The sequence below is a fragment of the Pseudomonas sp. BGA-UO-ETr-WB11 genome (assembly GCF_059567785.1).
The window spans coordinates 247,583-266,550 of record NZ_JCAQOS010000007.1 but is presented as its reverse complement, the minus strand read 5'-3'; the positions used below and the strand labels follow the sequence as shown (position 1 = coordinate 266,550).

Below are 18,968 nucleotides of genomic sequence, written 5' to 3'. Positions count from 1 at the left end.
TCAGATCGCCACCAGCCGGCCGTCTTCCAGACGCAGTACTCGGTCCATCTGCCGCGCCAGCGCCATGTCGTGGGTCACCACCAGGAAGGCGGTCTGCGAGGAGCTGCTCAGCTCACGCATCAGGTCCTGAATACCCTGGGCAGTGTGTTGATCGAGGTTGCCGGTCGGTTCATCGAGCAGCACCAGGCCCGGACGATTGGCCAGAGCACGGGCAATGGCCACGCGCTGACGCTCGCCACCGGACAACTCTGCCGGCTTGTGCGACAGGCGATGGCCCAGCCCCACACGCTCCAACAGCGCCGTGGCGCGCTGACGTGCCTCTGGAATGGCCACCCGACCAATCAGCAGCGGCATGCAGACGTTTTCCAGGGCGCTGAACTCGGCGAGCAAATGGTGGAATTGATAGACGAAGCCCAACGCCCGATTGCGCAGCAGACCGCGCTGTTTTTCATTCAGGGCCGACAACTCTTCGCCCGCCAGCCAGACGCTGCCAGTGCTCGGCGTATCCAGACCGCCGAGCATGTTGAGCAAGGTGCTCTTGCCCGAACCGGAGCTGCCGACAATCGCCACGCGCTCGCCGGGCAGCAATTCCAGCTGCAAGTCGGCCAGTACCACCACCGCTTGCGGGCCCTCGTCATAACTCTTGCCCAAGTTACGGCAACTGAGCACGGCACGCCCGGCCTGGGTTTCATTGGTCATAGCGAACTCACTCATAGCGCAAGGCCTCTGCGGGCTGGGTGCGGGCGGCACGCCAGGCGGGATATAAGGTGGCAAAAAAACTCAGCAACAAGGCGGCGGCGCTGACCAGCAGCACATCGCCGAGCAGCAATTGCGCCGGGATGTAGTCGATGAAGTACACCGCCGAGTTAAGAATCTTGAAGCCAAACAAGCTTTCCAGACTGGAGATGGCGCTGCTGATATACAGCGAGGCCAGGCTGCCCAGTGCAGCACCGAGCACGGTGCCGACCACGCCAATCACGGTGCCTTGAACCATAAAGATGGCCATGATCTGCCCAGGTGTCGCGCCCAGAGTACGCAGGATGGCGATGTCGGCCTTCTTGTCGGTAACCACCATCACCAGGGTGGAGATGATGTTGAACGCGGCCACAGCGACGATCAGCAGCAACAGCAGGCCGATAATGGCCTTCTCCATGCGGATCGCCTGGTAAAGGTTGCCATGGCTGCGGGTCCAGTCACGGGCATAAAAGTCATCGCTCAAGCGCCCAGCCAACTGCCAGGAGACCTTGGGGGCCTGGAACAGATCGGCCAGTTTCAGGCGGATGCCCTGCACCTGATCAGGCTTCCAGCGGTGCAGGCGAGCCAGGTCCTGGATATTGGCCATGGCCACGAAGTTGTCCACTTCACCGGCACCCACATGGAAGATGCCGACCACGGTGAAACGCTTCAGACGCGGGAACATGCCCGCCGGGGTCACCGTGACTTCCGGCGCGACGAAGGTGACCTTGTCGCCAACCCCTACGCCGAGTTTGGCTGCGGAGCTGTCGCCGATAACGATGCCAAAGCTGCCCGGCGTCAGGGCCGCAAGGCTGCCTTTTTGGAAGTAATCGCCAATGATCGAGACCTTGGCCTCTTCCTGGGGATCAATGGCATTGATCAGCACTTTTTGCACTTCGCCGTTGCTGCTCAGCAAACCCTGCATCTGCACGAAAGGCGCCACTGCCAGCACCTGCGGATGCTTGGCCATGCTGGCCGCCAGGCTGCGCCAGTCATTGATCGGCACACTGCTTTCCACGGTGGCGTGCGGCACCATGCCGAGCACACGGGTGCGCATCTCGCGGTCGAAACCATTCATTACCGACAGCACGACGATCATCACCAGCACGCCAAGGGCCAGGCCAATCATCGACGTCAGGGAGATAAAGGAAACGAAGTGGTTGCGGCGCTTGGCGCGCGTGTAACGCGCACCGATGAAAATGGACAGCGGTCTGAACATAGGAGAAGTATTCGCTGGCGAAAGAAGAGACGTCCTGGTCGGGCCTTGCAGTGCCCGCTAGCGCAGACAGGAGACGCATCGGGCGCTTTTCAGTCCGTGCGGCTAGCAGGGTCTGGCTGCGCGCCGTACACTCTGACAACCACTCAGGCCATGGGTTCGCCATGTCGACACAAGACGTAGATGATCGCCGCGAATACTACCGTATCGACGACACGATCGCACTGGATTTCACCCCACTGTCAGGCGCCAACGCCCAGGCCAACGAGGTGCTGCAAGACGCTTCGCCGCTGTTCAATCTGCTCAGCGATTTGCACTTGATGGACTTCGAATCCCAGCACCTGCTGCGCCACATCAGCGAGCGCGACCGCACCCTGGCCAATTACCTAAAAGTGATCAATAAGCGCATTGATCTGCTCGGCCAGGCCCTGGCGCAGAACCTGCTGCGCGACATCGGCGCACCGCGGCGAGTGTCGATGTCCGAAGGCGGCATCAGCTTCAACAACCTGCTGCCCATATCGGCTGGCACCCACTTGGCCATCAAAATGGTGCTTATGCCCCAAGGGCTTGGCCTGCTACTGCGCGCCGAGGTCATCAACTGCCGTGAGCGTAATGATGGCCAGTTTGAAATCGGCACCGAATTCGAAGCCCTGACCGACGCACAGCGCCAGTTACTCGCCCGCCACATTTTGCAAAAGCAGGCCCTGGAGCGCCGTCAGCTGCGCGAACAACCTTAAGGCAACTGCCGTACCGCTAAACAAGGAGCAAGCGTGACAGTCATCTACGGCCACCGCGGCGCCAAAGGCGAAGCACCGGAAAACACCCTCGCCAGCTTTCAACGCTGCCTGGAGCACGGCGTCAAACGCTGCGAACTGGATCTGCACCTGTCCAGCGACGGCGAATTGATGGTCATTCATGACCCCACCCTCAAACACACCACCGGCCGGCGCGGCAAAGTCAGTCAACACAGCGCCGCCGAACTGATGAGCTACGACGCGCGCCAAGGCGGCCCTGGCTGGAAACAGCCCTGCCCGATTCCGCGCCTGGAAGAGCTGTTCCAACACTGCGACTTCGACCACTGGCAGCTGGAAGTGAAAAGCGCTTCGCGGGTCAAAGCCGCGTGCATGGCCCTGGCGATCCGCGAACTGGTTGAGCGCTACGGCCTGCTCGACAAGGTCACCGTAACCTCCAGCTCCCGCGTTGTGCTGCGTGCCCTCAAGCGCCTAACCCCGGACTTGTCCCGCGGCTTGGTTGCCGAGTACGCCTGGCTCGACCCGCTGAAAGTGGCCAAGCACTATGGCTGCGACCTGCTGGCCCTGAACTGGACCCTGTGCACCCCGGAACGCCTGCAAAAAGCCCAGCGCCAGGGCCTGCATGTGTCGGTATGGACAGTCAATGAACCGGCCTTGATGCGTCGCCTGGCGGATTTCGGCGTAGACAGCGTGATCACCGACTTCCCCGGACTGGCCGCACAAACCCTGAAAAGTTGAAAGCCAAACTGCGCACAATAAAAAACCGACCTCGATGGGTCGGTTTTTTATTGCCTGATTCAGAAACTCTCCCGGTTCGGCCAGCGCCACGCCTGGGAGTCACTGAACGGATCTACCCCGCCCGGCTCAGGCCACCGGCCGGAGCCGCTCAAAAAAGCCGGTTGAGGCCGTCGAACGCCGCCACCCGGTAGGCTTCCGCCATGGTCGGGTAGTTGAAGGTGGTGTTGACGAAATACTTGAGGGTATTGGCTTCGCCCTTCTGGTTCATGATCGCCTGACCGATGTGCACGATCTCCGACGCCTGGTAGCCAAAGCAATGCACGCCAAGGATTTCCAGGGTCTCGCGGTGAAACAGAATTTTCAGCATGCCCACCGGCTCAGCGGAAATCTGCGCCCGTGCCATACCCTTGAAGAACGCCTTGCCGACCTCGTAAGGGATCTGCTCCTGGGTCAGTTCTTGCTCGTTCTTACCGATCGAGCTGATTTCCGGAATGGTGTAGATGCCCGTTGGCACATCGTTGACGAAACGGCAGCTGTCATTGCCCACCGCATTGCCCGCGGCTGAACGGCCCTGGTCATAAGCGGCACTGGCCAGGCTCGGCCAGCCAATCACGTCGCCGGCGGCATACACATTCGGGATCGAGGTTTGGTAATGCTGATCCACTTCCACCTGGCCACGGCCGTTGGCCTTCAGGCCAATGTTTTCCAGCCCCAGCTTGTCGGTGTTGCCGGTACGCCCATTACACCAGAGCAAGGCGTCGGCCTTGATCTTCTTGCCGGACTTCAGGTGCAGGATCACGCCGTGCTCCTGACCCTCAATGCGCTCGTACTCTTCGTGGTGACGAATCGTCACGTTGTTGTTGCTCAGGTGATAACTCAACGCCTGGGAAATTTCGTCGTCAAGGAAGCTAAGCAGTTGGTCACGGTTGTCGATCAAATCGACCAGTACACCGAGGCCACTGAAGATCGATGCGTATTCACAACCGATCACGCCAGCGCCGTAGATGATCAAACGACGCGGGGTGTGGCTGAGACCGAGGATGGTGTCGCTGTCATAAACCCGCGGATGGCTGAAGTCGACATCCAGCGGACGATACGGGCGCGAACCGGTAGCAATCACCACCTGCTTGGCCACCATGGTTTCCATCACCCCATTGGGGCAAACCACTTGAATGGTCTGGGCGTCGGCAAAACTGGCAGAACCACAGAACACATCGATGCGATTGCGCGCGTAGTAACCGGTGCGCGAACTGACCTGTTTGGCAATCACCCGCTCGGCGCTTTTCAGCACATCAGGGAAGGAGAACCAGCGCGGCTCACCGATCTGGCGGAACAGCGGGTTGGTGTTGTACTGCATGATCTGCCGTACCGAGTGACGCAAGGCCTTGGACGGGATAGTGCCCAGGTGCGTGCAGTTGCCCCCCACCAGCCGACGATCATCGACCACGGCAACCTTGCGCCCGGCCTTGGACGCATTCATGGCTGCACCCTCGCCTGCAGGGCCTGAACCCAGCACCACCACGTCGTAGTTGTAGACCGCCATGCTTACTCCTCGATAACTGTCCGGCGCGCCGCTCTGGCGCCCGCCATGACCGCGGCAATAAGCCGAGGTATTTACAATGCTGACAACAGCTTAGCTGCCACTCATGGCGCTGAACATTAGCGCTTGGTCGCGTCGTAGGCGAGCTTTGCCGGCACTACATTTTGCTCGCGCTGCACTTCTTCGCATTTTTCCCGCACGCCACCGCAGATCGAGCACTCTTTCTCGATGCCCAAATTGGCGATACCACCGCAGGAACCGGCAATCGGTTTGCGCCCGAAGATCACTCCGACGGCCATGCCCAGCACCACCAATAACATGCCGACAAACACCAGCAACCAGGTCATTGCTGCTCTCCTTTAACCAGCCAACGCTGAAATGCGCTGCTGCGTTGTGTGACAAAGCCTTGCTCGCCACGGGTCACAAACAGCGCCTTGATGCCCTCGCGCTCGGCAAACGCCAGCCCGCGCTCCGGCCCCAGCACCATCAACAGGGTAGACAGACCATCGGCACGCTGCACCGAGGCATCCACCACACTGACCTGAGCCAGCGCGTGGTTAATGGGCGCGGCAGTTTGCGGGTCCAGGGTGTGGGAATAGCGTCGACCGTCACGCTCGAAATAGTTGTGATAATCGCCCGACGTTGAAATGCCCTCGCCATCCAGGGTGAGGATGGTTTGCGCCACCTGCTGATCGTCCAGCGGCGCCTCGATGGCAACGCGCCAGGCGGAACCGTCACCCTTGCGGCCTAAGGCCTTGAGCTCGCCCGTAACCTCCACGAGATAACTGCTCACCCCCAGCTGCTGCAAGCGTGCACCGATGCGATCAACCGCATAACCGGCAGCAATGCTGTTGAAGTCGACCATCAACGCCACGTCCTTGCACAGCTGCTGGCCGTCAATGTGCAAATGCCGATGACCAATACGCTCACGCGCCTCAGCGATTTGCTCGGCGCTAGGCACCTGCTCGCCACGGGACTGCGGGCCAAAACCCCAAAGATTGAGCAACGGTTCCAGGGTCAGGTCGAAGGCTCCGGCACTCTGCAGCGACAACTGCTCGCCAAATCGCACCAGCCCCAGCAGCGACTCGGGCATCGACTGACACCCCTTGGCCGGTAGCGCATTGAAGCGACTGATCAGCGAGTCGCTGCGGTAGGTCGACAGCTGTTGATCGACCTCGGCAAGAATCGCCTCGGTGGCCGCCTGAGCCTCGGCCAACGCCGGACCGTCGCTGCCACGCAGGTATTTGACCGAGTAACGGCTGCCCATGGTCGGGCCGCCGAACTCCTCAACCCGTTCACTGCAGCCCACCAGACTTACGCAGGTCAGCAGCAGTGCGACTACCCAGCGGCTATCAACCACCGAAGTCGTCCAGCAGGATGTTGTCACGCTCGACCCCAAGGTCCAGCAGCATCTTCACCACAGCAGCGTTCATCATGGGCGGACCACACATGTAGAACTCGCAGTCTTCCGGCGCCGGGTGGTCCTTCAGGTAGTTCTCAAACAGCACGTTATGGATAAAGCCCTTGAGGCCGGTCCAATTGTCTTCGGGTTGCGGATCGGACAACGCCAAGTGCCACTGAAAGTTCGGGTTATCCGCCTGCAGCTGATCGTATTCCTCGACATAGAAGGCCTCACGCAGGGACCGCGCGCCATACCAGAAGCTGATCTTGCGCTTGGAGCCCAGACGTTTGAGCTGGTCGAAGATGTGCGAACGCATCGGCGCCATACCGGCACCACCGCCGATGAAAATCATCTCGGCATCGGTGTCCTTGGCGAAGAACTCACCGAACGGGCCGTACACCGTGACCTTGTCACCGGGCTTCAAGCCAAATACCCAGGACGACATCTTGCCCGGCGGCAAATGATCCTTGCCCGGCGGTGGCGAGGCGATACGGATGTTGAATTTGACGATGCCCTTTTCGTCCGGGTAGTTGGCCATGGAGTAAGCGCGAATGACCGTCTCGTCGACCTTGGACACGTACTTCCACTGGTTGAACTTGTCCCAGTCGCCCCGGTACTCGGGCTGGATGTCGAAATCCTTGTAGTGCACCTCGTGGGGCGGGCATTCCAACTGCACGTAACCACCCGCGCGGAAGTCCACACTCTCGCCCTCAGGCAGGCGCAGGGTCAGCTCCTTGATGAAAGTGGCGACGTTGGGGTTGGACTCCACCGTGCACTCCCACTTCTTCACGCCGAACACTTCTTCCGGCACTTCAATATGCATGTCCTGTTTGACCGGCGTCTGGCAGGACAGGCGCCAGCCTTCACGGGCCTGACGGCGGGTGAAGTTGGCTTCCTCGGTGGGCAGCATCTCACCACCACCGCTTTCGACGATGCACTTGCACTGGGCGCAGGTACCGCCGCCGCCACAAGCTGAAGACAGGAACACGTTATTTGCCGCCAGGGTCTGCAGCAATTTGCCACCGGCCGGCACGGTAAGGGTGCGCTCGCCGTTGATGACGATATTCACGTCGCCGCTGGATACCAGCTTGGCGCGTGCGGCGAGGATGATCACCACCAGTCCGAGGACGATGGCGGTGAACATGCCAATGGCCAGGAAGATTTCAAAGCTAATCACACATGGCTCCTTAGAGTTGAACGCCGCTGAAAGACATAAAGCCCAGCGACATCAGACCGATGGTGATGAAGGTAATCCCCAGCCCCTGCAGGCCTTCGGGCACATCACTGTATTTGAGCTTCTCGCGGATACCCGCCAACAAGGCAATCGCCAGGGCCCAGGACAGCCCGGAGCCCACGCCGTAAACCACGCTTTCGCCAAGGTTGTAGTCGCGTTCAACCATAAACAGCGAGCCAGCCATAATGGCGCAGTTCACCGTGATCAGCGGCAGGAACACGCCCAGGGCGTTGTAGAGCGACGGCACGTACTTATCCAGGAGCATTTCGAGGATCTGCACGATGGCGGCAATTACGCCGATATAGCTGAGCAGGCCAAGAAACGACAGGTCCACCTCTGGCAAGCCCGCCCAAGCCAGAGCGCCGTCCTTGAGCAGGTAGGTGTACAGCAGGTTGTTGGCCGGGATGGTGATGGCTTGCACCACGATCACCGCAACACCCAGGCCAATGGCCGTTTCCACCTTTTTGGAGATGGCGATAAAGGTGCACATGCCAAGGAAAAACGCCAAGGCCATGTTCTCAACGAACACCGCCTTCACGAACAAGCTGATGTAGTGTTCCATCAATAGGCCTCCTTATCCGAAACCTGCGGCGCCATCTTGAAGCTCGGCGCCTCCTTCTGTTCGGTCTTCCAGCTGCGCAGCGCCCAGATGATCAGGCCAATCAGAAAGAATGCCGAAGGCGGCAGCAACAGCATGCCGTTGGGCTGGTACCAGCCGCCTTCATTGAGGGTCGGCAGAATGCTGTAGCCCAGCAGTTTGCCGGCGCCAAACAGTTCACGGATCACGCCGAGCACAATCAGCATGGCGCTGTAGCCCAAACCGTTGCCGATACCGTCGCAGAACGACAGCAGCGGCGGGTTCTGCATGGCAAACGCCTCGGCACGGCCCATCACGATGCAGTTGGTGATAATCAGACCGACGAACACCGACAGCTGCTTGGCCAGGCTAAAGGCATAGGCCTTGAGCACCTGATCAACCACGATCACCAGGGACGCGATGATCACCATCTGCACGATCATGCGGATGGAGCTGGGGATCTGGCTGCGAATCATCGAGATAAACAGGTTGGAGAAGCCGGTCACCAGAGTCAGGGCGATCGACATCACCAAGGCCGTTTTCAGGTTGGAGGTCACCGCCAGGGCCGAACAGATGCCGAGAATCTGCAAACCGATGGGGTTGTTGTGCAGGATCGGGTCCAGCAGCACTTGCTTGAATGTTGGCTGGCTCATGCTTACGCCTCCCCTTTTTGCAGTTTCATCAGGAACGGACCGAAGCCGTTCTCGCCCAGCCAGAAGTGCAGCAGGTTATCCACGCCTTTACTGGTCAGGGTCGCACCGGCCAGGCCGTCGACCTGATGCTGGGCATTGGCCGCCGCCGGATCGACGCTGCCCTTGATGATCTGCACAGCCAGTTGGCCATTGCCATCAAACAGGGTCTTGCCGTGCCACAAGGCCTTCCATTTCGGGTTATCCACCTCACCACCCAGGCCTGGCGTCTCGCCATGCTGGTAGAACCCGAGGCCAACCACGGTATTCAGATCGCCCTTCACGGCCATAAATCCATACAGGGTCGACCACAGGCCGTAGCCGCGAATCGGCATGATCAGGGTGTCGAGTTGGCCGTCGGACTCCACCATATAGACGGTGGAATAACGCTCGCGGCGCTTGATCGAGGCAATGTCCTGCTCGCCTTTGAGGGCATCCGAGAGGGCTGGATCTTTGGCGGCCTTTAGCGGGTCGAAGCTGGCGGCATCCTGAGCATCGGTGAACTGGCCGGTCTGCAGGTCAACCACACGGGCCTTGATCCGCTCGGCGTACAGAGCCTTGACGGCCTTGGCCGACATGTCGGCTTCACCCAGGCCAGCAATCGCCAAAATACTGCGCTGTTTGTCCAGCAGGCGGTTTTCCACCTGTACGGGCTTAAGTGCCACGGCGGCACCGGCGACAAATACCGAACACACCAGGCAGACGATCAACGCCACCATCAGGGTGCGAACAGTGGACTCTTGTTGACTAGACATTACGTGCCAGCCTCCGCTTGATATTGGCCTGAACGACAAAGTGGTCAATCAAAGGCGCACACAGGTTGGCGAACAGAATCGCTAGCATCATGCCTTCCGGGAAGGCCGGGTTGACCACCCGAATCAACACCACCATGACGCCAATCAGCGCGCCGAAGATCCACTTGCCGGTATTGGTCATCGATGCCGAAACCGGATCGGTGGCCATGAAGATCATGCCGAAGGCAAAGCCACCGACCACCAGATGCCAGTGCCACGGCATGGCGAACATCGGGTTAGTCGCCGAACCGATGCCGTTGAACAGGTAGCTCATGGCGACCATGCCCAGCATCACGCCGCTGACGATGCGCCAGGAGGCAATCTTGGTCAGCAACAACACGGCGCCACCGATGAAGATGGCCAAGGTGCTGGTCTCACCCATCGAGCCATGCTCAAAACCGACGAAGGCATTCCACCAGCTCAAGCCATTGGCCGTGACCTGTTCGATGCCACCGGACGCGGCAACACTAAGGGCGGTGGCGCCGGCGAAACCGTCCACCGCCGTCCACACGGCATCGCCGCTGAGCTGCGCCGGATAGGCGAAAAACAGAAAGGCGCGACCGACCAGGGCCGGGTTAAGAAAGTTCTTGCCGGTGCCGCCAAAGACTTCCTTGCCGATCACCACACCGAAGCTGATACCCAGCGCCACCTGCCAAAGCGGAATGCTCGGCGGCAGAATCAGGGCAAACAGCACCGAGGTCACAAAGAAGCCTTCATTCACCTCATGCTTGCGGATCGAGGCAAACAGCACCTCCCAGAAACCGCCAACGATAAAGGTCACTGCGTACACCGGGAGGAAATACGCCGCGCCCTGGATCAGGTTGTCCGAGAGGCTATTTGGGTCAAAACCCGCCAGCGCGCCGATCAGAGCAAAGCGCCAGCCCTCCTGGGCGACCAGCAGTTCCGGCTGCGCGGCAAACAAGCTATTGGCCTGATAACCGATGTTCCACATGCCGAAAAACAGTGCCGGCATCACGCAGAACCACACCGTCATCATCATGCGCTTGAGGTCGATGCCATCGCGCACGTGAGCGGTGGTTTTGGTCACGCTGCTGGGACGATAGAAAAAGGTATCGGCCGCTTCATAGAGGGCATACCACTTCTCGAAGCGCCCGCCTTTCTCGAAGTTATGTTCGATTTTGTCGAGGAATTTACGCAAGGACATCGATCAGCCCTCCTTCTCTATGCGAGTCAGGTTGTCCCGCAGGATCGGGCCGTATTCATACTTACCGGCACACACGTAGGTACAGAGCGCCAGGTCTTCTTCGTCCAGCTCCAGGCAACCGAGCTTCTGCGCCATTTCGCTGTCACCGACGATCAGGTAACGCAGCAATTGGGTAGGCAGGATGTCCAGCGGCATCACCGCCTCATAGTTGCCCACCGGCACCATGGCCCGTGGGCTGCCGTTGGTGCTGGTATCAAAAGCAAAGCGCTTGGCCGCGGCCAACTTGGAAACGAAGATATTCAGCACCGAATGCTTGTTCACCCCGGCGCGCAGGTAATGCAGCAGTTCGCGCTCGTCGCCTTCATGCAGGCAAGAGACTTGCTGGTGATAACGCCCCAGGTAGGCAAAGGGGCCACGTGCAGTGCGCCCGCCAAATACCGAGCCGGAAATCACACGATTCAACCCAGGCTGCAACTCGCCAGCACTCAGGCTTTGCAAGCAAGCCCCAAGGCGCGTACGCAGCAAACGCGGTTGATTGACCACGGGGCCGGCCAGAGCAATCACCCGTTCCACCCACAGTTGCCCAGTGGTAAAGAGTTTGCCGATGGCAATCACATCCTGATAACCGATCTGCCAGACACTCTTGCTGGCGCTCACCGGATCGAGGAAGTGCATATGGGTGCCCGGCAAACCCGCCGGATGGGGGCCGCTGAAGCTCTCGGTGTGAACACCTTCCAGCTGTTCACCGGGCAGGCCTACATCGGGCGCCTTGCACAGAAACACCTTGGCCAGCCGAGCCAGCACCTGCAGGCCGGCGGCGAAATCGTCGGCATAGGCCTGGATGATCAGCGCCGGGTCAGCGGCCAGCGGTTGGGTATCGATGGCCGTGACGAAGATCGAGCTGGGCACGGCATCAATCGCCGGCACCTTGCTGAACGGGCGACTGCGCAGCGCAGTCCACAAGCCCGATTGCAGCAGGTTGTCGCGTACCGCCTGGGACTCAAGGCTGGCCAACTGGGCTGCTGGGTAGCTAGCAAACTGCACGGCATCATCGCCCTCCAGCTCAATCACCACCGATTGCAGCACACGCTGGGCGCCGCGGTGAATGGCACTGACCACCCCAGCCCCAGGCGCGGTGAAATGCACGCCAGGGTTGTTCTTGTCACTGAACAACGGTTGGCCGAGCTTGACCCGATCCCCCACCTGCACCGCCATGCTCGGCTTCATGCCGTGATAATCACAGCCCAGCACCGCCACACTGCGCACCGGGCGAGCGACCCCGATGTGCTGCTGCGGACTGCCGGTGATTGGCAGATCCAGCCCACGTTTGATCTTGATCATTGAGTACCCCATGCGCTGCAACCAGCGCATTTACCGAATTCAAATACTGCCCGAGTGACAAAAGTCCGCGTTGTACGGCAGGCGTCATAAACGTTACGGATAGTTGCCCCCTGCAATCAAAGCTTTTGATTATAAAAACATCGTTGATGCGATGCTCGCGCCCATGCGACCGATTGATTCAAGTATTGGTAACACCATGCAACAGTGCCCGCTTGACCACTGCGCCCCCCGTGGCCAAATCTGCACGCAGACTCAGGAGCCTACGCCATGCACCGATTGATTTGCCTGATCTTGCTATTTAGCAGCGCCAATCTACTGGCCAACGAGCGCGACCGCCTGCTTGAGGCCGCATTCAGCCCCTACCGGCAAGCGGCCGAAAAGCCTCTGCAACGGCAAAACCAGGCCGTACTCAACTACCTGTGGGTCGATGTGTACGCCGCTGCGCTCTACACCGAACCGGGTATCAGCCCCCGCCAAGCCGTGGGCAACAGCCACCGGCAACGCCTGGAGTTGTACTACTTCCGCGCGATAGACCGGGAAGACGTGATCAAGGCGGCCTGGGTCACCCTCGAACGCCAGCAATCGGCAGCCCAACTGCAGCGCCTGCGCCCCGAACTGGACGCCTTGCACGCGACCTTCGCCGACATTCAACCCGGCGACCGCTATGCCCTCGACTATTCGGTTACCGCTGGCCTGCACCTGGAGCGTAACGGCCGCCGCGTGTTCAGTAGCCGCAACGCCGAACTGGCCCACGCTTACCTGGGCATCTGGCTGGCTGACAATGGTTTGTCCGCCAGCCTGCGCGAGCAACTGCTCGGCGCCGCGCCGCCTCAGGCCGCGCGGGTCTTGAGCCAGTAGCACAGGCCGATAAAAGCCAACCAGAATGGAATTGCATAGACCGACAGGTTGATCCCCGGAATCAGCAACATCACCCCCAGAATCAAGGCCACAAACGCCAGGCACAGGTAGTTGCTGAACGGATACCACAGCGACTTGAAGCCAGGTTCGATGCCGCGCTTGTTGAGGCTTTGACGAAACTTGAGATGCGACAGGCTAATCATCGCCCAGTTGATCACCAGCGACGACACCACCAAGGCCATCAGCATTTCCAGCGCCCGCTGCGGCGCCAGGTAGTTGACCAGCACGCACAGCAAGGTGATCAGCGCTGACACGCCAATCGCCAGCACCGGCACACCACGACTGTTGACCTTGAGAAAGGCCTTGGGCGCATCGCCCTGCTCGGCCAGGCCGAAGAGCATGCGGCTGTTGCAGTAGACGCCACTGTTGTAGACCGACAGCGCCGCCGTCAGCACCACAAAATTCAACAGATGGGCCGCTGTGTCACTGCCCAGCAGGGAGAAAATCTGCACGAAGGGACTGCCGCTATAAGGGTCGCCGGCGGCATTCAGGGTTTCCAGCAGCTTGTCCCACGGATAGAGCATCAACAGCACACTGAGGGCGCCGATGTAGAAAATCAAAATCCGCCAGATCACCTGATTGATCGCTTTGGGAATCACCTTCTTCGGCTCGGCCGCCTCAGCGGCGGTAATCCCCACCAACTCCAGGCCACCGAAGGAAAACATGATGATTGCCAGCACCATCACCAGGCCTTCAAGGCCATTGGGGAAGAAGCCGCCATGGCTCCACAGGTTGCTCACCGCCGCCTGCTCGCCGCCGGTACCGCTGACCAGCAGGAAGATGCCCAGCAGGATCATGCCGATGATCGCCACCACCTTGACCAGGGCGAACCAGAACTCGGTCTCACCGAAGACTTTCACGCTGGTCAGGTTGAGCAGGTTGATGGCCACAAAGAACACCGCCGCCGACACCCAGGTCGGGATCTCTGGCCACCAGAACTGAATGTACTTGCCCACCGCCGTAAGCTCGGCCATGCCCACCAGCACATACAGCACCCAGTAGTTCCAGCCCGAGAGAAAACCGGCATAGCCACCGAAATACTTGTGCGCAAAGTGGCTGAAAGAGCCAGCCATCGGTTCCTCGACAATCATCTCGCCCAATTGGCGCATGATCAGAAAAGCAATAAAGCCGGCAATCGCATAGCCGAGGATCATCGACGGCCCGGCGGACTTCAGCACCCCGGCCGAGCCGAGGAACAACCCCGTGCCGATCGCCCCACCCAGGGCGATCAACTGGATATGACGGTTTTGCAGACCGCGCTTGAGTTCACCCGTGTGGAGCGGCTGATTCATTGTTACTGCCTCATCGCGGCGACGCGTGTAACGCCGGCGCAGTGGTCAACCTCTGCGCAGGATCACCGCCTGAAGGTTGCATTGACGAAAAACGGCAGCTGCTGCCGCCGCTTGCTTGACTGGTCGGCCAGTTTAGCGTGCTGCGCCTATTTAGGGCACCCGGCTTTGCCTGTTACGCCGCCAGTAACGCGCCCTGCCAGAGAGTTCTGCCGGCGGCAATCGCTTAACGCTTTGTTAACATTACCAAGCCTAAAGTGACTCTCAATTGTTCAGGGCGCCTGCGGAGTGTTCCGCTTCAGCCCGGTATTACTCGGAGAGTCATGATGATTGCTGCCCGTGCAGAATCTTCGCGCAAAGGCATCGAATGGGCAGCCCTGGGCTGGATGTTCCTGTTCTTCTGGTACATGTCCGGGGTCACGCAACTGCTGCTGTTTGCCACCGACACCATTGGCTGGCGCGGTTTCCGCCAAACCCTGCTGCTCAGCGGCTTGTGGCTGGTGCCCTTGTTGCTGTACCCGGCCCACACGCGCCGCCTGGCCGGCATCATCGGTGGTGCGCTGTGGCTGTGCTCGCTGCCGGCTTTTGGCTATTACCTGATTTACGGTCAGGACTTCTCCCAAAGCGTCATCTTCATCATGTTCGAGAGCAACAACGCCGAGGCCGCCGAATACATCAGCCAATACCTGACCTGGTGGATGCCGCTGGCGTTTATTGGCTATGGCCTGGGCGCCTGGCTGCTCTGGCAAAAAATTCGTCCGGTCTATCTGCCCCGACGCTCGGCCATTATTGCCAGCGCGCTGATTGTGACGGCCACCGTCGGCTATCCCGCACGTTACATACTCACCAGCGACAACCTGAGCGCCGGTGTAAACAAGTTCGAAGAACGACTGGCCGCCGTCACCCCCTGGCAAGTCATGGTTGGCTACCACCAATATCGCCTGCAACTGGGCAACATGCAGGATCTGCTCACCGCCAACGCCCAGTTACCACCCCTGAAAAACCTGACCGACGCCCATGCAGGGCAGCCGAACACCCTGGTGCTGGTGATCGGCGAATCAACCAATCGCCAGCGTATGAGCCTGTATGGCTACCCACGCGCCACCACGCCAAAGCTGGATGCCATGCGCGACCAACTGCAGGTGTTCGACAACGTCGTGACCCCGCGCCCTTACACCATTGAAGCGCTGCAACAGGTGCTGACCTTTGCCGACGAGCAAAACCCCGACGCTTACCTGACCACGCCCTCGATCATCAACCTGATGAAGCAAGCCGGTTACAAGACCTTCTGGATCACCAACCAGCAGACCATGACCGAACGCAACACCATGCTCACCACCTTCTCCAAGCAGGCCGATGAACAGGTGTACCTGAACAACAACCGCGAACAGAACGCCCGCCAGTACGACGGCGAAGTGCTGGCCCCGTTCAGTCAGGCGTTGGCCGACCAGGCGCCGCGCAAATTAATCGTGGTGCACCTGCTCGGCACTCACATGAGCTACAAGTACCGCTATCCCGAGGACTACGCCCAATTCAACGACCGTAAAGGTGTACCAGCCTGGGTCACCGACGACCAACTGCCGACCTACAACAGCTACGACAATGCGGTGCTGTACAACGACTTCGTGGTGTCCAGCCTGATCGAGCGACTGTCGGGTAGCCAGGCCAATGGCTTCTTGCTGTACCTGGCGGACCACGGCGAAGCGGTGTTTGACTCCCCCACCGACACCATCCTGGGTCGCAGTGAAGGCCGGCCAACCGCACCGATGTACACCATCCCCTTTATGCTCTGGACATCCAAACAATGGCAGGCGAACAACCCGGTTGCCTATCAACAGGAACTGGGGCGCCCCTACAGCAGCGCCAACCTGATTCACACCTGGGCCGACCTCGCGGGCTTGCGCTCCGATGAACTTGACCCGGCCAAGAGTCTGGTAAGCGCGTCATTCAAGGAGCGGCCGCTGCTGATTGGCGACCCTTATCAGCCCAAGTCCATGATCGACTTCAGCCTGATCAAGCCCAAGCCACAAGTGGCGTTTGAGGATAAGAGCCTGGAACGGCTGCAAGCTGCACCGATAAACTGAACGAGTCGCGCGCTTACTCAGGCTCGCGCAATGGCGGCTGCGGCTCACCCGGTAGCCAGCGCTGATAAATGACCGCGAAGCTGCCATCGGCCTTCATCTCATCCAGCGTGGTTTGCCAGCGCTGCAACGTCTGCACGTCGGTGCCGCGCCAGAAGGCGATATAGCCATAAGAGGTGCGGTACGGCAGAACCACCTCCACATCGTCGGCGGTCAGGTAATCCACCTGGCTGGCAGCATCGCCTCGACTGAAGAAGCTCAGGTTATCGGCCAAAATCAGCTTGATCCGGCCGCGGCGCAGCATTTTGAACATCTGCACCGGCTCGTTGACACCCAGCAGATTAGGCTGGCCCTGCGCGGTGAGCTCCTGAAAAGTGAACCAATCGCGCGGCACAGCAATCTGCCCGGCGGCGGCCAGCTCTGCTTGATTGCCAATCACCAGGCCCGAATTCTTCAGCGCATAAAAGCTGTCACGGGCCAACAAAATCGGCCCTACCCACTGAAAGGACGCCTCGCGCTCAGCATTGCGAATGGTCGCAAACAGGGCAGTATCGGGCGTGCGCTGCACCGTCTGGTAACCCCGCGCCCAAGGCACGACCTGAATACTGGCCACCTGCCCCTGACGGCGCAGAATCTCTTCAACCACCTCGGTCGCCATGCCGGCAGCCAGCCCCTCGCGCGAGAAACTCACCGGCGGATACTCCTCCGTGTACAGCTGCAGCGGTGCAGCAAACAGCGCCCCAGAGCAGCCCAGCAACAAAGCAAACAACAGCGCAAGGGAGTTGAGCACGGCAATCCTCGATCAGCACGTAAAGCAACATGACAACTGCATCAGTCTGCAGACTAACGCCAATTCCCCTGATACGGCGAAAACCATAGGCCTCCAAGCAGACGCAGTGCCCACAGCACAATGCAAAACGGGAGCCGAAGCTCCCGTTTTGTTGTTACCCGGCGTCGCTATTAACGCGGGAAGGCTGGTGGGTTAACCCCGGCCATATCTTCCATCACGCGCACAACCTGGCAGCTGTAGCCAAACTCGTTGTCGTACCACACGTACAGGACAACGCGGTTGTCATTGCAGATGGTGGCTTCAGCATCGACCACACCGGCGTGGCGCGAACCGACGAAGTCGGTGGAAACCACTTCCTGAGACTGAACGAAGTCGATCTGCTTTTGCAGATCCGAATGCATGGCCATCTGGCGCAGGTATTCGTTGATTTCGTCACGGGTGGTGGCTTTCTCAAGGTTGAGGTTGAGGATGGCCATCGACACGTTTGGCGTCGGTACGCGAATGGCGTTGCCGGTCAGCTTGCCTTTCAGCACTGGCAGCGCCTTGGCGGCAGCGGTCGCGGCGCCAGTTTCGCTGATCACCATGTTCAACGGTGCCGAACGACCACGGCGATCACCTTTGTGGAAGTTGTCGATCAGGTTCTGGTCGTTGGTGTACGAGTGCACGGTCTCCACGTGACCGTTGGCAATGCCGTACTGATCGTTGATCGCCTTGAGCACCGGCACGATAGCGTTGGTGGTGCAGGAAGCCGCCGAGATGATCTTGTCATCGGCAGTGATGTCGCCATGGTTGACGCCATGCACGATGTTCTTCAGCGCGCCCTTGCCCGGTGCAGTCAGCACCACGCGATCAACACCTGGGCAGGCCAGGTGCTGGCCCAGACCCTCGGCGTCACGCCATACACCGGTGTTGTCCACCAGCAAGGCGTTTTCGATGCCGTACTGGGTGTAGTCCACTTCGGTCGGCGACTTGGCGTAAATCACCTGGATCAGGTTGCCGTTGGCGGTGATGGTGTTGTTGGCTTCATCAATGGTGATGGTGCCGTCGAACGGGCCATGGACCGAGTCACGACGCAGCAGGCTGGCACGCTTGACCAGGTCATTCGGGGCGCCTTTGCGCACAACGATGGCGCGCAGACGCAGGCCGTCGCCACCACCGGTTTTCTCGATCAGGATGCGCGCCAGCAGGCGGCCGATACGACCGAAGCCGTACAGCACCACGTCGGTGCCTTTGCGCGCCACGCCGTTTTGCTGACCCACAACCTGAGCCAGCTCTTCACGCAGGAACTGCTCAAGGCTGCGGCCTGCGCCTTCAGCCTTGAACTTGGCGGCCATCTTGCCCAGGTCCACCGACGCGGCACCGAGCTTGAGCTCGCTCATCGCTTTGATGATCGGGAAGGTGTCGTGCACCGACAGCTCGCCATCGTTAGCCAGGCGGTGACGGGCAAAACGGTGGGCTTTGAGGATCGAGATCACCGAGCGGTTGATCAGACCGCGACCGAAGATCGAGGTCACCACATTGTTATTGCGGTAAAGCTGACCGATCAACGGAATCATCGCCTCGGCGAGCGCTTCACGATCAATCCATTCACCAAGACACTGGTCGGGCTTCTGAGTCACGGGCAGTACCTTCCACATATGTAGGGGCTGAAAAAAGGGGCTACATTATGCCGGCGCAGCCGCGCAGGAGCAATGCACGCCTGTCGTC

At 59.9% G+C, this 18,968-nt stretch carries 18 protein-coding genes; 4 read left to right on the top strand and 14 right to left on the bottom strand.

Going from position 1 to position 18,968, the window contains the following annotated elements; genetic code table 11:
* Both lolD and AC56DI_RS12005 read right to left on the bottom strand, forming a co-directional pair.
* Positions 1 to 699: a lipoprotein-releasing ABC transporter ATP-binding protein LolD gene (gene lolD, locus AC56DI_RS12010; RefSeq protein WP_324519681.1), complete on the bottom strand. Its 699-nt coding sequence runs from the start codon at positions 697 to 699 to the stop codon at positions 1 to 3.
* 7 nt (positions 700 to 706) lie between these two features.
* Entirely contained in the window at positions 707 to 1,954 is a 1,248-nt protein-coding gene (locus AC56DI_RS12005; RefSeq protein ID WP_496346365.1) for a lipoprotein-releasing ABC transporter permease subunit, read from the bottom strand.
* A 161-nt stretch (positions 1,955 to 2,115) separates the two neighbouring features.
* On the opposite strand from AC56DI_RS12005, the gene AC56DI_RS12000 reads away from it, so the two are divergent.
* Together AC56DI_RS12000 and AC56DI_RS11995 are read left to right on the top strand one after the other, a co-directional pair.
* The gene (locus tag AC56DI_RS12000; RefSeq protein WP_496346364.1) at positions 2,116 to 2,688 is read left to right on the top strand and encodes a PilZ domain-containing protein; all 573 of its coding nucleotides are present in this window, start codon (positions 2,116 to 2,118) and stop codon (positions 2,686 to 2,688) included.
* A gap of 33 nt (positions 2,689 to 2,721) precedes the next feature.
* Positions 2,722 to 3,441 carry a glycerophosphodiester phosphodiesterase gene (locus tag AC56DI_RS11995; protein ID WP_324519642.1) on the top strand — a complete coding sequence of 240 codons (720 nt, stop codon included), beginning with the start codon at positions 2,722 to 2,724 and terminating at the stop codon, positions 3,439 to 3,441.
* Between the two features lie 148 nt (positions 3,442 to 3,589).
* On the opposite strand, the gene sthA is transcribed toward AC56DI_RS11995, so the two are convergent.
* The 9 genes from sthA to AC56DI_RS11950 all read right to left on the bottom strand — a co-directional run bounded on the left by sthA (position 3,590) and on the right by AC56DI_RS11950 (position 12,183).
* Complete coding sequence (gene sthA, locus AC56DI_RS11990) at positions 3,590 to 4,984, bottom strand: Si-specific NAD(P)(+) transhydrogenase (protein WP_496346363.1); 1,395 nt, start codon at positions 4,982 to 4,984, stop codon at positions 3,590 to 3,592.
* A 116-nt stretch (positions 4,985 to 5,100) separates the two neighbouring features.
* Entirely contained in the window at positions 5,101 to 5,328 is a 228-nt protein-coding gene (gene nqrM / locus AC56DI_RS11985; RefSeq protein WP_422588041.1) for a (Na+)-NQR maturation NqrM, read from the bottom strand.
* Positions 5,325 to 6,341: an FAD:protein FMN transferase gene (locus tag AC56DI_RS11980; protein WP_496346362.1), complete on the bottom strand. Its 1,017-nt coding sequence runs from the start codon at positions 6,339 to 6,341 to the stop codon at positions 5,325 to 5,327. Before AC56DI_RS11980 ends, nqrM begins: the two co-directional genes overlap by 4 nt.
* Entirely contained in the window at positions 6,334 to 7,560 is a 1,227-nt protein-coding gene (gene nqrF, locus AC56DI_RS11975; RefSeq protein WP_496346361.1) for an NADH:ubiquinone reductase (Na(+)-transporting) subunit F, read from the bottom strand. Before nqrF ends, AC56DI_RS11980 begins: the two co-directional genes overlap by 8 nt.
* 10 nt (positions 7,561 to 7,570) lie before the next feature.
* Entirely contained in the window at positions 7,571 to 8,179 is a 609-nt protein-coding gene (gene nqrE / locus AC56DI_RS11970) for an NADH:ubiquinone reductase (Na(+)-transporting) subunit E (protein WP_324519638.1), read from the bottom strand.
* Complete coding sequence (locus tag AC56DI_RS11965) at positions 8,179 to 8,847, bottom strand: NADH:ubiquinone reductase (Na(+)-transporting) subunit D (RefSeq protein ID WP_496346360.1); 669 nt, start codon at positions 8,845 to 8,847, stop codon at positions 8,179 to 8,181. The genes nqrE and AC56DI_RS11965 overlap by 1 nt, the downstream gene beginning before the upstream one ends.
* A 2-nt stretch (positions 8,848 to 8,849) precedes the next feature.
* Entirely contained in the window at positions 8,850 to 9,638 is a 789-nt protein-coding gene (locus tag AC56DI_RS11960) for a Na(+)-translocating NADH-quinone reductase subunit C (protein WP_496346359.1), read from the bottom strand.
* Positions 9,631 to 10,842 (bottom strand): NADH:ubiquinone reductase (Na(+)-transporting) subunit B, encoded by a 1,212-nt coding sequence (locus AC56DI_RS11955; RefSeq protein WP_496346358.1) that lies wholly within the window; start codon positions 10,840 to 10,842, stop codon positions 9,631 to 9,633. Before AC56DI_RS11955 ends, AC56DI_RS11960 begins: the two co-directional genes overlap by 8 nt.
* A 3-nt stretch (positions 10,843 to 10,845) precedes the next feature.
* Entirely contained in the window at positions 10,846 to 12,183 is a 1,338-nt protein-coding gene (locus AC56DI_RS11950) for a Na(+)-translocating NADH-quinone reductase subunit A (RefSeq protein WP_496346357.1), read from the bottom strand.
* A 267-nt stretch (positions 12,184 to 12,450) separates the two neighbouring features.
* Between AC56DI_RS11950 and AC56DI_RS11945 the strand changes: the two genes are divergently transcribed.
* On the top strand, positions 12,451 to 13,041 hold the full coding sequence (locus AC56DI_RS11945; RefSeq protein WP_496346356.1) for a chalcone isomerase family protein: 591 nt from the start codon (positions 12,451 to 12,453) through the stop codon (positions 13,039 to 13,041).
* Here the strand turns inward: AC56DI_RS11945 and AC56DI_RS11940 are convergent.
* Positions 13,014 to 14,393, bottom strand: a complete 1,380-nt coding sequence (locus tag AC56DI_RS11940; RefSeq protein WP_496346355.1) for an amino acid permease — start codon at positions 14,391 to 14,393, stop codon at positions 13,014 to 13,016. The genes AC56DI_RS11945 and AC56DI_RS11940 overlap by 28 nt on opposite strands.
* A gap of 320 nt (positions 14,394 to 14,713) precedes the next feature.
* Here AC56DI_RS11940 and cptA point away from each other — a divergent pair, with 320 nt between their 5' ends.
* Entirely contained in the window at positions 14,714 to 16,474 is a 1,761-nt protein-coding gene (cptA, locus tag AC56DI_RS11935) for a phosphoethanolamine transferase CptA (protein ID WP_496346354.1), read from the top strand.
* Positions 16,475 to 16,487: 13 nt separating this feature from the next.
* Here cptA and AC56DI_RS11930 read toward each other — a convergent pair whose 3' ends face one another.
* Positions 16,488 to 17,261: a substrate-binding periplasmic protein gene (locus AC56DI_RS11930; RefSeq protein ID WP_496346353.1), complete on the bottom strand. Its 774-nt coding sequence runs from the start codon at positions 17,259 to 17,261 to the stop codon at positions 16,488 to 16,490.
* Positions 17,262 to 17,431: 170 nt separating this feature from the next.
* Complete coding sequence (locus AC56DI_RS11925; protein ID WP_496346352.1) at positions 17,432 to 18,898, bottom strand: glyceraldehyde-3-phosphate dehydrogenase; 1,467 nt, start codon at positions 18,896 to 18,898, stop codon at positions 17,432 to 17,434.
* Positions 18,899 to 18,968: the final 70 nt, after the last annotated feature.